General features: G+C 64.2%; 8 protein-coding genes. 4 read left to right on the top strand and 4 right to left on the bottom strand.

The window, feature by feature from the left end; translation table 11 throughout:
* Nucleotides 1–4 precede the first annotated feature (4 nt).
* Complete coding sequence (locus MIC97_RS13940) at nucleotides 5–1,015, bottom strand: ligase-associated DNA damage response exonuclease (RefSeq protein ID WP_239801139.1); 1,011 nt, start codon at nucleotides 1,013–1,015, stop codon at nucleotides 5–7.
* 153 nt (nucleotides 1,016–1,168) lie between these two features.
* Here MIC97_RS13940 and MIC97_RS13935 point away from each other — a divergent pair, with 153 nt between their 5' ends.
* Both MIC97_RS13935 and pdeM read left to right on the top strand, forming a co-directional pair.
* On the top strand, nucleotides 1,169–3,793 hold the full coding sequence (locus MIC97_RS13935) for a ligase-associated DNA damage response DEXH box helicase (protein ID WP_239800501.1): 2,625 nt from the start codon (nucleotides 1,169–1,171) through the stop codon (nucleotides 3,791–3,793).
* A complete protein-coding gene (gene pdeM, locus MIC97_RS13930) occupies nucleotides 3,790–4,503 on the top strand; it encodes a ligase-associated DNA damage response endonuclease PdeM (protein WP_239800500.1) in 714 nt (237 codons plus the stop codon). Before MIC97_RS13935 ends, pdeM begins: the two co-directional genes overlap by 4 nt.
* A gap of 68 nt (nucleotides 4,504–4,571) precedes the next feature.
* Here the strand turns inward: pdeM and MIC97_RS13925 are convergent, their stop codons facing one another.
* The 3 genes from MIC97_RS13925 to MIC97_RS13915 form a co-directional block, all read right to left on the bottom strand.
* Nucleotides 4,572–5,372 (bottom strand): TIGR02186 family protein, encoded by an 801-nt coding sequence (locus MIC97_RS13925; protein WP_239800499.1) that lies wholly within the window; start codon nucleotides 5,370–5,372, stop codon nucleotides 4,572–4,574.
* Nucleotides 5,372–6,295, bottom strand: coding sequence for a sulfite exporter TauE/SafE family protein (locus tag MIC97_RS13920; protein WP_183827208.1), 924 nt, complete (start codon nucleotides 6,293–6,295; stop codon nucleotides 5,372–5,374). Before MIC97_RS13920 ends, MIC97_RS13925 begins: the two co-directional genes overlap by 1 nt.
* Before the next feature lie 267 nt (nucleotides 6,296–6,562).
* Nucleotides 6,563–10,303: a peptidoglycan-binding protein gene (locus tag MIC97_RS13915; RefSeq protein ID WP_239800498.1), complete on the bottom strand. Its 3,741-nt coding sequence runs from the start codon at nucleotides 10,301–10,303 to the stop codon at nucleotides 6,563–6,565.
* A gap of 388 nt (nucleotides 10,304–10,691) precedes the next feature.
* Here MIC97_RS13915 and MIC97_RS13910 point away from each other — a divergent pair, with 388 nt between their 5' ends.
* Complete coding sequence (locus MIC97_RS13910) at nucleotides 10,692–11,153, top strand: MerR family DNA-binding transcriptional regulator (RefSeq protein WP_239800497.1); 462 nt, start codon at nucleotides 10,692–10,694, stop codon at nucleotides 11,151–11,153.
* A gap of 249 nt (nucleotides 11,154–11,402) precedes the next feature.
* The gene (gene ahcY, locus MIC97_RS13905; protein ID WP_239800496.1) at nucleotides 11,403–12,803 is read left to right on the top strand and encodes an adenosylhomocysteinase; all 1,401 of its coding nucleotides are present in this window, start codon (nucleotides 11,403–11,405) and stop codon (nucleotides 12,801–12,803) included.
* Nucleotides 12,804–12,851 lie beyond the last annotated feature (48 nt).

Here is a 12,851-nt window from a genome sequence, read left to right as displayed (position 1 = left end):
CCGGTCAGTCCCCCTCGTCCTCGTAGCCGACCAGATGCAGCGGGCGGGCGCTGATGCCCTGCAATTCGCACCAGCGCACCAGCGCTTCCTCGCGGCCATGCGTCACCCACACCTCGCCGGCCCCCGTCCCGGTGATGGTTTCGCACAGCTCGTCCCAGTCGCAATGGTCGGAGATGATGAGCGGCAGTTCCACGCCGCGCTGCTTCGCCCGCTGGCGGATGCGCATCCAGCCGGACGCGAAGCAGGACACGGGGTCGGGAAAACGCCGCGCCCAGCGATCGGCGAAAGCCGAGGGCGGGCCGATGACCACCGCCCCGGCGAAGTCGCCCTTGCGGCCAGCCTCCACCGTCGCCGGCTCCAGCGGGCCGAGATCGATGCCCTCGGCCTGATAATAGCCGCTGAGCTTCGCCAGCGCGCCATGGATGTGGATCGGCCGGTCATAGCCGGCCTGCCGCAGTTCCTTCATCACGCGCTGCGCCTTGCCGAGCGCATAGGCGCCAACCAGATGGGCACGCTCGGGAAACTGCGCCACCGATTTTAGCAGCCTGCCGATTTCCTCCTGCGCCGGGGGGTGACGGAAAACCGGCAGCGCGAAAGTGGCCTCGGTGATGAACACATCACAGGGCACGAGTTCGAACGGCGCGCAGGTCTTGTCCGGCACGCGCTTGTAGTCGCCGGAAGCGACAATGCGCAGGCCACCCTTCTCCACCGCGATCTGGGCCGAGCCCAGCACATGACCTGCCGGATAGAAGGTGACGGACACGCCGCCAACATCGATGGTTTCCCCCAGCGCCGCCGCCTGCCGCGCACCGGCGAAATTCTCGCCATAGCGCAGCGCCATGATGTCGAGGGTCTGGCGCGTGGCCAGAACTTTCGCATGGCCCGAACGCGCATGGTCGGAATGGCCATGGGTGATCAGCGCGCGGTCTACGGGGCGCACCGGGTCGATGAAGAAATCGCCGGGCGGGCAATAGAGCCCTTCGGGGCGGGGCTGGAGCAGATCGCTGGGACGCATGGCTCTCAGATAGGTCGTTTCGACGGCATGGAAAGGTCGCACTGTGCCTGCGACTGGCCGCCGGCACAAGCAAATGATCCTGTTTTGTTCTTTTTGCTTGGCGATGCGCCCTGCCCGCGCTACCTGTGTGGCGTGACAGCGAAGCCAGAACCCTTGCAGGAAACGGCCGTCGCCCGCCTGCCCGAGCCGTTCCTGAAATGGTTCGCAGGCAAGGGCTGGTCGCCGCGCGCCCATCAGCTCGAACTGCTTTCACGCGCGCAGGCAGGCCAGTCCACCCTGCTGATCGCCCCCACGGGCGCCGGTAAGACGCTGGCCGGCTTTCTGCCTTCGCTGACAGAACTGGCGATACGGCCGAAGCGCAAGCCCGGCGAGAAGCATCGCGGCATTCACACGCTCTACATCTCGCCCCTGAAGGCGCTGGCGGTGGATATAGAGCGCAATCTGGGCAAGCCGGTCGCCGAAATAGGGCTGCCGATCGCGATCGAAACCCGCACCGGCGACACGCCCACCCACAAGCGCCAGCGCCAGAAGCTCGTTCCTCCCGATATTCTGCTGACGACGCCCGAGCAGCTTGCCCTGCTGATCGCCAGCGCGGACGCGAAGCGGTTTTTCGAGGATCTGCGTTATGTGATCTTCGACGAGCTGCATTCGCTGGTGACCTCCAAGCGCGGCCATCTCCTGTCGCTGGGGCTTGCCCGTCTGCGCGCCATCGTGCCGGGGCTCCAGACCATCGGGCTTTCCGCCACGGTGGCGGAGCCGGACGAATTGCGCCGCTGGCTGGTGTCGCAGAACCCGCCCGGAGAGATGGCCGGCCTCGCCACGGTTGCCGGCGGGGCCAAGCCCGACATTTCCATTCTCGAATCGCAGGAGCGGGTGCCGTGGGCCGGCCATTCGGCGCGCTATGCCATTCCCGAAATCTACGAGGAAATCCGGCGGCACAGGACGACGCTTTTGTTCGTCAACACCCGCAGCCAGGCCGAGATGCTGTTTCAGGAACTGTGGCGGGCCAATGAGGATGCGCTGCCCATCGCGCTCCATCACGGCTCGCTCGATGTCGGCCAGCGGCGTCGCGTGGAAAAGGCGATGGCGGACAATGCGCTGCGCGCCATCGTCGCCACCTCGACGCTCGACCTCGGCATCGACTGGGGCGATGTCGATCTCGTCATCCATGTTGGCGCGCCCAAGGGCGCCAGCCGGCTTGCCCAGCGCATCGGTCGTGCCAACCATCGCATGGACGAGCCATCGAAGGCGATCCTCATTCCCGCCAACCGCTTCGAGGTGCTGGAATGCCGGGCCGCGCTCGACGCCAACTATCTCGGCGCGCAGGATACGCCGCCGCTGCTGGCCGGCACGCTCGACGTGCTGGCTCAGCACGTTCTGGGCACGGCCTGCGCGGCCGCTTTCGATGCCGATATTCTCTACGAGGAAGTCCGCTCCGCCGCGCCCTATGCGGAGCTTTCGCGCGCGACCTTCGATCAGGTCGTCGATTTCGTCGCCACGGGCGGCTATGCGCTGCGTGGCTATGAGCGCTATGCCCGCATCCGCCGCACGAAAGAAGGGCTGTGGCGCATCACACATCCGCGCATCGCCCAGCAATACCGGCTCAATGTCGGCACCATCGTCGAGATGCCGGAGCTGAACGTGCGCTATGTGCGCTCCGGCCGCGGTCTTGCCGGCCATGGCGGACGGGTGCTGGGCAAGGTCGAGGAATATTTCGCCGAAACGCTGCGCCCCGGCGACAACTTCCTGTTCGCCGGCAAGATCCTGCGCTTCGAGGGCATCCGCGAAAACGAATGCGTGGTCTCGGCCGGCTCAGGTGCCAACATCATCGTGCCGAGCTATGCCGGCGGCAAGTTCCCGCTTTCCACCTATCTGGCCGATCAGGTCCGCGCCATGCTGGACGATCCGGCCAGATGGTCCACCCTGCCCGAGCAGGTGTCGGACTGGCTGCGGCTGCAAAAGGAAAAGTCCATGTTGCCCAAGCGTGGAGATCTTCTGGTCGAGACCTTTCCGCGCGCAGGCCGGCATTACATGGTGTGCTACCCGTTTGAGGGGCGGCTGGCGCACCAGACGCTCGGCATGCTGCTGACACGCCGGCTGGAGCGCGCGGGTGCGCGCCCGCTCGGTTTCGTCGCCACCGATTATTCACTGGCCATCTGGGCGCTGGACGACATGGGCGCACTGTTCGGAGCGAAGAAACCCTCGCTTGCCGGGCTGTTCGACGAGGACATGCTGGGCGACGACCTCGATGCCTGGCTCAACGACAGCTGGATGCTCAAGCGCACCTTCCGCAACTGCGCGGTGATCTCCGGCCTGATCGAGAAGCGCTATCCCGGGCAGGAAAAGACCGGCAGGCAGATGACGGTTTCAGCCGACCTGATCTACGATGTGCTGCGCAGCCATGAGCCCGACCACGTCCTGTTGCAGGCGACCCAGGCGGATGCGGGCGCCGGGCTGCTCGATGTCAGCAGGCTTGCCGACATGCTCTCGCGCATCCGCGGGCGAATCGTGCATAAGCCGCTGCAGCAGATTTCGCCGCTGGCGGTTCCGGTCATGCTGGAGATCGGCCGGGAAAGCGTCAATGGCGAGGCCAATGACAGCCTGCTTCTGGAAGCCTCCGAACTGATCGGAGACGCGATGGGAACGGCAACGGACGACGCGCCGGCGCGCAACGGACCGGCGGTGGTGATTCACGGCACCGCACCAAGGCCCGGGCACGCAGCACGGAAAGGCGTCGGAACGGCGGACTATGGACGCCGCAGCATGAGGAAGAAATGACCACGGCCTTCCATGCCGGATCGACAGCGCAAAGCGTACTGGCCAGCATCGCCGGCGAGCGCGCGATATGCGACGCGCGTGGCGTGCTTTACTTTCCGGAGCTGCACCTGCTTGCGGTCTCCGACCTGCATCTGGAAAAGGGTTCCTCCTTTGCGCGGCGCGGGGCGCTGCTACCGCCTTACGATACCATCGCCACGCTGGCGCGGCTGGAGGAAGCGCTGGAGCTTTTCCGGCCACGCATCGTCATCAGCCTGGGTGACTCCTTTCATGACGACGGCGGGGCCATGCGTTTGCACATCGCCTTTCGCGACAGGCTGGAGGCGATCATGTCGGGGCGCGACTGGTTCTGGATCACCGGCAACCACGACCCGGAGGCGCCCGCCGGACTGCCCGGCGACACGGTGCGGGAGCTTGCCATCGGCACCCTTCTGTTCCGGCACGAGCCATCGCAGACACCGGTCGAGGGAGAAATCGCAGGCCATCTCCATCCCTGCGCGCGCATCGTGCAGCGTGGTCGGTCGGTGCGCCGGCGCTGCTTCGCCGGCGACGGAAAGCGCATGGTGATGCCGGCCTTCGGCGCCTTCACCGGCTCGCTCAACGTTCTGGATCCCGCCTATGCGGGGCTGTTCCGCCGCGACAGCCTGATGGCCTACATGATGGGCCGCGACAGGGTGTTCCCCATCGCCGGCTCCCTGCTGCGGCCGGGCTGACCACGCCTTGAATTCTCGTTTTTTCGCATATCGCCCGAAACCGGCTCCCGTTTTCAGGCGATATGCTTTTAATCCTTGCGGAAGACGATGCTGCCAAGCCAGCCCACGCCCATGGCCAGAGCCACCGACAACGCTCCGTAAAACAGGCCGTGATTGTGGGCGAGCCGGAACACGGCCTGCTCGAAGCCGGCCTTGCGGATTTCCAGCTGGGCCGAGCTTTCCTTCACGAACACGCCGTTCTTGAACAGGAACGCACGCGCCTTGTGGGTGCCGACGGGTGCATCCGGCGCCAGCCGCACGGTGGCGCGGAACAGGTTCTGCGACAGAAAACGGACCCCGCCGACATTCTCGCTGTAGAGGCCGGCTGCCACCTTGCGCTCACGAAGCGCCTTCGTGAATTCCGCAATGGTCACGGGGTTGCCGGTCATATCGGCCGGCTGCAGATAGATATTGCCGGCGCCAAGGGAAAGCTGGCGATAGCTGACCGGCTCGGTGATGTCCTGGAAAGGACGCGTGGTCGCGACCGAGTATGAGAACGGCACGTTCTCGAATTCCTCGGAGCGGAGATTGATCCAGATGCCCATCACCCGGTCCTTGCGGCGCACGACAATGCGCCTTGCAGGGCCTTCCAGAACCACGATCACGTCATAGCGCCCCTGCCGTGCCACTTCAGGGTCGGGATTTTCCAGAGACCCGAAAATGGTGAGGTCGGCGCCGGAGAAGCCGGCGGTGATCTCGACGTGCTCGGTGGACAGTCCGATCTGGATGCCTTCGGGGTTGGCCAGCTGCGCGGCGGCCGGCGCGACACAAGCCAGCCACGCCACCACAGGCACAAGAAGGCGCAACAGGAGAGAGGCGCGCGCAGACATCAGCCCATCCCCGGTATCGAAAGCGAATAGAGATTGTTGGGGCGGATGAAGAGGTCGACGGCAAGGCGCGCCGCAACCGCCAGCACCAGCAGCGCCAGCAGCGCCCGGAGCTGTTCGCCGCGCAGTTTCTGACCGGCCTTGACCCCATATTGCGCGCCCGCGACACCCCCGATCATCAGCAGCATGGCCAGCACGATATCGACGGTGAAGTTGGTCGAGGCATGCACCAGCGTCGTGTAGGCGGAGGTGAAGATGATCTGGAACAGCGAAGTACCGACCACGACATTGGTGGGCACGCGCAGCAGATAGATGAGCGCCGGCACCATGATGAAGCCGCCGCCGACACCCATGATCGAGGACAGGAAGCCGATGATGGCCCCAATCGCGAGCACCGGAATGACGCTGACGAACAGCTTCGACGTGCGAAACCGCATCTTCAGCGGAAGCCGGTGAATCCAGTTGTGCTGGCCGGATTTCTTCAGCGGCTTAGGCGTCCCGCCACGGGACACACGCAGGGTGTTGAGGCTTTCCACCAGCATCAGCCCGCCGACGGAGCCCAGCAGCACGACGTACAGAATGGAGATGAAGAGGTCGAGCTGGCCGAGGCTGCGCAACAGCGAGAATACATAGACGCCCGCGGTCGACCCCACGATACCGCCCGCAAGCAGCATGAAGCCCAGCTTGAAGTCGAGCGTCCCCCTCTTCATGTGCGACATGGCGCCGGAGAAGGACGAGCCGATCACCTGATTGGCGCCGGTTGCAACCGCGATGGCGGGAGGAATGTTATAGAATATAAGCAGTGGCGTGATCAGGAAGCCGCCGCCGACCCCGAACAGGCCCGACAGAAAGCCGACCGCTGCGCCCATGGCCAGCAGTACGAAGACATTGACGGAAATTTCCGCAATCGGGAGATAGATGCCCACCCGCTTGTTCCAAACAACTGTCGCTTCCGGCCCGCATCATAGCGCCAAAAAGCTAACCTCTTCTTGCGCAAGGACCGCAGGCGGTTTTTTTACCCGCTGCGGCCTTGGGAAGAAAACATCTCAGTCGGTTAGCAGGCATTTGTAAGGCAAGGCATCTCACAAACGACGCTGTCCACGCCTATTTGCACGATGGCGGCGGCCCGCTGACCATTACGCGCCTGCGACGGCGCTTTTTTTTGCAGCTACGCGCCAGCAGCGACGCGGTTGCTATTTGCGTGCCAGCAGCGCCTCGACCAGCTTGTCGTCGATATCGCCGGTCGCCGGCAGGCCATTATCGGCCTGGAAGGCGGCAATGGCTTCCTTCGTCTTGCCGCCCATCACGCCGTCGATCGCACCAGCCTGATAGCCGTTCTTGTTGAGGATGCGCTGAATGTTCTGCACGGCCTTCTTCATGTCGACCGAAGACGTCGTGACCGGCTCGCCCAGCCACGCGTCAGGAACGTCCACGTCATTGGCCGCCGGGTCCATTTCGCGGGCCTGCCACAGCTCCGCCGTCTGGCGGGCCTTTTCAAGCTGCTCGGGACGCAGCGCCTTGGCGATTTCGTCGCGCTTGGCGGCCGCATCCTTGTCGCCGGTGCGGGCCACGAGCGTGAACCACTTGTAGGACTCTTCCAGATTCTGCGGCATGCCCACGCCCTTAGCGGCAAGAATACCCAGATTGAACTGGCTGTCCTTGACGCCGAGATCCGCGGCAGCCTTGAACCAGCGGGCGGCACCCTCGTTGTCGGCGGGAGCGTCGGTGCCCATGGCCAGAAGCACCGCGAGATTGTGCATGGCGCTGGCATTGCCCTGAGCGGCAGCCTTCTCATACCATTCACGCGCCTTTGCGGTATCGCGGGCGACGCCGATGCCCTTCTCGTAGAAATTGCCGATACGGTACTGGGCCGGCGCGAGACCCATCTCTGCAGCCTTTTCGTACCAGTTTGCGGCAGCGGCAGTGTCTTCCTTCACACCACGCGCTTCAGCGTAATGGGCGCCGACCTCGAACAGCGCTTTGGCATCGCCACCAGCAGCCGCTTCACGAAGGGCGGGCGTGCCTACATCCGCCGGCACATCGATCAGGCTCGACGCAACCGTGGGAACGGCGCCGGTTGCGAGATCGTCCGTCGCATCGTTCGTGGCTTCCGGAACTGCGGTTTGCGGGGCAGAGGCTTCCTGCCGGGCTTCAGTCACCGGCGCAGCCGCAGTCGGCTCGGAGACCGGGTTGTCGGCCGTCTGTACCGGCTCCTGCAGTACGGATTCTTCGATGATTGGTGCAACGGGGTCCTGCGCCACCCGCTCGGGCTCCACCACACGCGAGGCTTGCACCGGCGGGGCGGGCTGCTCCGCCGGCAGGATCTGCTCTATCGCGGCGGGTGCAACGGCGGCGCGCGGAGCTTCTTCCTGCTTGCCGATGAAAGCCTTGCCGAACTGGAGGCCGGCCAGCGCCAGCATGACCGCGCCGACAGCCATCAGGATCGGCTTGCGGCGGGCCCTGAACAGTTCGCCGATGCGCAGCCCCCTGGCGGGACCGCCGAGGGTCGACTGGCGCTTCAGCGTTTCGGCTTCGGCGGCAGCCGCCTGCGCCGCGCGACGGGCAGCAGCTATGAAGTCGGACTTGGCGGCATCCGTGCCCGGACGCTCGGCCGACTGACCGCGCTCGTCACGCACACGCTTCAGAATGGCGTTAAGGTCCGGGGCACCGGAACCGGGTTCCAGCGGACGGTTGAGCAGCGAAGGCTCCAGTGGCTCGTCCAGTCCCGGTTCGGCAGTTGCGGCAGCCGGTTCGGCCACTTCGGGACGCACCACTGCCGCATCCTTGCGGAAAGCGCGGGTGATGTTTCCAAGCAGAGACGTCTTGCGCGCAACCTCTTCACCGGCCACATCGCCGAGAGCCGCGCGGGCGGCTTCGGAAGCAGCCTGCGCAGGCGTGCGCACCTGCACTTCGCCATCCATGGCGTCGGCGAGCAGCGTCTCGCCTTCACCAGCCAGCGTGTCCATGTCCAGGCTCGGCACCTGACGGACCGGAATCTTTTCAGCTTCGGGGCGCACGACTTCCGCCGCAGAGCTGAAATTTTCCAGAGAGCCGAGCCGCTCCACGATCTTCAGAAGCGTGTCGTGAATGGCCTCGAACGTCCTCGCATTGCGGTCATCAGAGCGGCGCGTCAGCGATTCAAGCGTCTTCAGATCCTGCGCCAGACCGGCAACGGCCGCCTTCTCGGCATCCGCTCCGGCCATCGACTGCACGGCCCGCTCGGCGGCTTCGCGCGCCGCTTCCAGAATGGTTTCGCGCGTGCCGGCCAGCGACTCTTCGATCTGGCTGAGACGCGGGCTGATGTCCTCCAGATCCGGCAGCGGCGTGCCGGGCTGCGACAGATGGGCGGACAGGCCAGCGACCTGTGCTTCAAGGCTGCGGATCAGATCCTGATCAAGGCTGCTGAAGCGCTCGGAAGAGCCGTCAAGCCGCTGGGAAATGTCGGCAAGACGCGCCTCAAGGCCGCGTATGGCGTCCTGACCCGCCGGCTCGCGGCTTTCCAGTTCACGCGCCAGTGCATCGAAACGGGCATCGATGGCTTCGATGACCTCGCCGCCGTCGAAGGCCGGCACGGCATCGCGCCGGTCGAGCCGTTCGGCGAACTCGTCCAGCCGGCGTTCCAGATCACGGAAGATGATGTTGCCCTGCTCGACGGCGTCGCTCTGACGCCGCTCCACGGAAATGGCGAACAGGTCGAGGCGCTGCTCCAGCCCTTCCAGCAGATGACTGAGATCAGGCATTTCGGACCTCTGCCCGACGCGCTCGGCGATCACCGCCATCTGGTCTGCAAAGCGCTCCAGCATATCGACGGGCAGGCGGTTGCCGGCAGCGAGTTCGTCGACGCGGCGTGACAACAGGCCAAGCCGCTCCATGATTTCAGCCGAGGGGCGGTCATGCGCCACCTCTTCGATCTGTTCAGCCAGCGCGGCAATCCTGCTCTCGATCCGCTCAAGGGAGGCCGGATCGAAACCGCTGGTCTTTGCCGCCACGGTCGAAGCCACGATCGCCCGCGAAATCTCGTCCAGCCGCTCGTCGATCAGGCCAAGCGTCTCTTCGCCGGACGGACGGTGCGCGGCAAGCTGGTCTACGGCGGCCGACAACGTGCGCAGCTTTTCTTCCAGCGAGCGCAGCGAAAGCGACTGCGGCAGCGTGTCGACCGCGCGGGCAATGTCCTCCAGCCGCTGATTCAGGATGGAAAAGCCTTCTTCGGCCATGCGATTGTCAAGGCCGGCCCCGAAACGATCCTCGAAAGCCGTCCAGCGGCGGTCGAACTCTTCCCAGCGACGATCGACCGCCTGCACGCTGTCCTCGCGTGCCAGCGTTTCGACCTGTCCCCTGAGCTGTTCCAGTTCCAGACGCAGCATGCTGACGCTGCGGTCGTCGCTTTTATGAGCCAGTTCCTGCACAGCGCCGGAAAGACGCTCCAGCTCGCGGCCGAAGCGCAGGGAGCTGCCCGCCCCTTCACCCGAGCGGACAGAACGATCGATGTCGCGGCGCAGCACCTCGAATTCACGCTGGAGGCCAACCGTCATCTGCTGGCGCAATTCTTCCCGCAATCCCTGCAATTCACCGGCGATGCGGCCGGCCATGGCAAGGCCGTCTTCCTGACCGCGCACGCGATCGATGTCATGGGCGATGGCTTGATAATTACGGCCCTGGGCCGGCGCCGTCTTCTGCGCATATCTGGACGAACCGGGTGCGGAAGCAGCCCAGTGCAGGTCGTCGCGCCCGGCATCGCGGTCCGCTGCGGCGAAAAAGCTGCGCGGAAATCCGTCCTGGCGAAGGTTCTCGGAGCGGGGCTGCACATCGGCACGGCTGCGCTTCAGGCGCTCTTCAAGCGCGGCGAGCGACTCGTTGATCTGGTCGAGGGCCGAGTGCGGCTTGCGCGGCCGGCCCGCGTTCAGCGTGTCGAGATAGGACCTTCTGTTGCTCATCGCGACGCCCCGTTTCCTCAAAGCGGCCGGTCTTCACCGGCGTCCCCTTCAAATTCGGTCGGAACGGAAAGCTGACACGGGCGTTTATGACCCGGCGCTTGCCCGAAACCGTGAAAACTTCGCTACTGGATAAGCACGGAGGACCGACAAACGCACAATTCGCCGAACGTGGTAAACAAGCGGTTAACTGTGGTTAACAAGTCATCTGTTTGCGGCTGAAAAACGCAGCTTTGCCGGTATGAGCGCTCAATACTTGAACCCGGAGGCAATTCCCGCTAATCACAGTTTACGTAAACGTAATAGACAGGGCTACAAACCGACTCAAGCTGGGGCCGACTCAAGCCGGGCCTTTGACGTCAGGCAAACAAACATGATCCGGGACTCCCGAATGAAGACGAACGATCTGATTGCCGAACAGGCGACCACCGCAACTGGTGAAATTCACGATTGCGAAGAACTGACCCGCATTGGCGAGATGGCCAAGCATTTCGGCATAACGCTGCGCACGCTGCGTTTTTACGAGGACAAGGGGCTCATCAACCCGCAGCGTGACGGCACCACCCGGCTTTACACGCATCGCGACAAGGCACGGCTGAAGCTCATCCTGCTCGGCCGCAAGGTCGGTTTCTCCCTGCGCGACGTGAAGCAGATGATGGATCTTTACGATCCGACGGGCTCCAATGCCCGGCAGCTGAAAGTGACGCTGGAAAAGTCGGAAAAGCAGATGGCACGACTCCAGAAGCAGCGCGCCCTGCTCGATGAGGCCATCGCAGATCTCGGTGCCGCAATGGACGATGCACGGCGCAGGCTCACCGAACAGGCAACATCCCAGCAAAGCAGCGCTGCCTGAACCGGCGCTTTGCCACGAAAACCGGTCAGCCTTCGCGATTTTCGGGGAGGCTGTTGCAGGGACGGCGGATGCCGCCGTCTTCAGCTATTGGCCGCACACCAGAAGCGGCCCGGACACATCTACAGATAAAGATTTCCTTATATCCGTTGTCGTATCTGCCGTGATCTGCTAGTCAGCCCAGCAGCTTTGCGCCATTCGCCATGTCCGTGGCAGGGCGGCCCGCCAACAGATTCCCACCGGAGTGCCATCATGACAGCTAACAAGGACTATGTGGTCGCCGACATCTCGCTTGCCGACTGGGGCCGCAAGGAGATCGAGATCGCGGAAACGGAAATGCCCGGCCTGATGGCCTGCCGCGAGGAATTTGGCCCGGGCCAGCCGCTGAAGGGTGCGCGCATCACCGGCTCGCTGCACATGACCATCCAGACCGCGGTGCTGATCGAGACGCTGACCGCGCTTGGCGCACAGGTGCGCTGGGCTTCCTGCAACATCTTCTCCACGCAGGACCATGCCGCCGCCGCGATCGCCGCGTCCGGCGTTCCCGTGTTTGCGATCAAGGGCGAGACGCTGGAGGACTACTGGCAGTACACCGACCGCATCTTCCAGTGGGATGACGGCCAGCCCTCCAACATGATCCTCGACGATGGCGGCGACGCCACCATGTACATCCTGCTCGGCGCGCGCGCCGAAGCCGGCGAGGACGTGCTGACCAACCCCGGCAGCGAGGAAGAGGAAATCCTCTTCGCGCAGATCAAAAAGCGCATGGCGGCGACGCCCGGCTTCTTCACGAAGCAGCGCGAGGCGATCCGCGGCGTTTCGGAAGAAACCACCACCGGCGTCAACCGCCTTTACCAGCTCCAGAAGAAGGGCCTGCTGCCCTTCCCCGCCATCAACGTCAACGACTCGGTCACCAAGTCCAAGTTCGACAACAAGTATGGCTGCAAGGAATCGCTGGTCGACGGCATTCGCCGCGGCACCGACGTGATGATGGCCGGCAAGGTTGCCGTGGTCTGCGGTTATGGTGACGTGGGCAAGGGTTCGGCCGCTTCGCTCTCCGGCGCCGGCGCACGCGTCAAGGTCACCGAGGTCGACCCGATCTGCGCGCTGCAGGCAGCCATGGACGGCTACGAGGTGGTGACGCTGGAAGACGCGGCGCCCAACGCCGACATCATCATCACCACCACCGGCAACAAGGACGTCATCCGCCTCGACCACATGCGCGCGATGAAGGACATGGTCATCGTCGGCAATATCGGCCACTTCGACAACGAGATTCAGGTCGCCGCCCTGCGCAATCTGCAGTGGACCAACGTGAAGCCGCAGGTGGACATGATCACCTTCCCGGATGGCAAGCGCATGATCCTGCTGTCCGAAGGCCGCCTCCTCAATCTCGGCAACGCCACCGGCCATCCGAGCTTCGTCATGTCCGCTTCCTTCACCAATCAGGTGCTGGCCCAGATCGAGCTTTACACCAAGGGCGGTGAGTACAAGAACGAAGTCTATGTGCTGCCCAAGCATCTCGATGAGAAGGTCGCGCGCCTGCATCTCGACAAGCTCGGCGCGAAGCTGACCACGCTTTCCGAAGAACAGGCTTCCTATATCGGCGTCACGCCGCAGGGTCCGTTCAAGCCGGAACACTACCGCTATTAACCATAACTGAAGTTACCACCAGATATAGAGCCGGGCGGTTGACTTTCC

The organism is Aquamicrobium sp. NLF2-7, from assembly GCF_022359935.1.
Classification (GTDB): domain Bacteria; phylum Pseudomonadota; class Alphaproteobacteria; order Rhizobiales; family Rhizobiaceae; genus Mesorhizobium; species Mesorhizobium lusatiense.
This window is presented reverse-complemented; position numbering and strand designations above follow the sequence as displayed.

What these genes read in the sequence shown, in the direction of transcription:
- MIC97_RS13925 (WP_239800499.1), bottom strand. Translation starts at nt 5,372, where the DNA reads ATGTCTGCGCGCGCCTCTCTCCTGTTGCGCCTTCTTGTGCCTGTGGTG.
- MIC97_RS13915 (WP_239800498.1), bottom strand. Translation starts at nt 10,303, where the DNA reads ATGAGCAACAGAAGGTCCTATCTCGACACGCTGAACGCGGGCCGGCCG.
- ahcY (WP_239800496.1), top strand. Translation starts at nt 11,403, where the DNA reads ATGACAGCTAACAAGGACTATGTGGTCGCCGACATCTCGCTTGCCGAC.
- MIC97_RS13910 (WP_239800497.1), top strand. Translation starts at nt 10,692, where the DNA reads ATGAAGACGAACGATCTGATTGCCGAACAGGCGACCACCGCAACTGGT.
- pdeM (WP_239800500.1), top strand. Translation starts at nt 3,790, where the DNA reads ATGACCACGGCCTTCCATGCCGGATCGACAGCGCAAAGCGTACTGGCC.
- MIC97_RS13940 (WP_239801139.1), bottom strand. Translation starts at nt 1,015, where the DNA reads ATGCGTCCCAGCGATCTGCTCCAGCCCCGCCCCGAAGGGCTCTATTGC.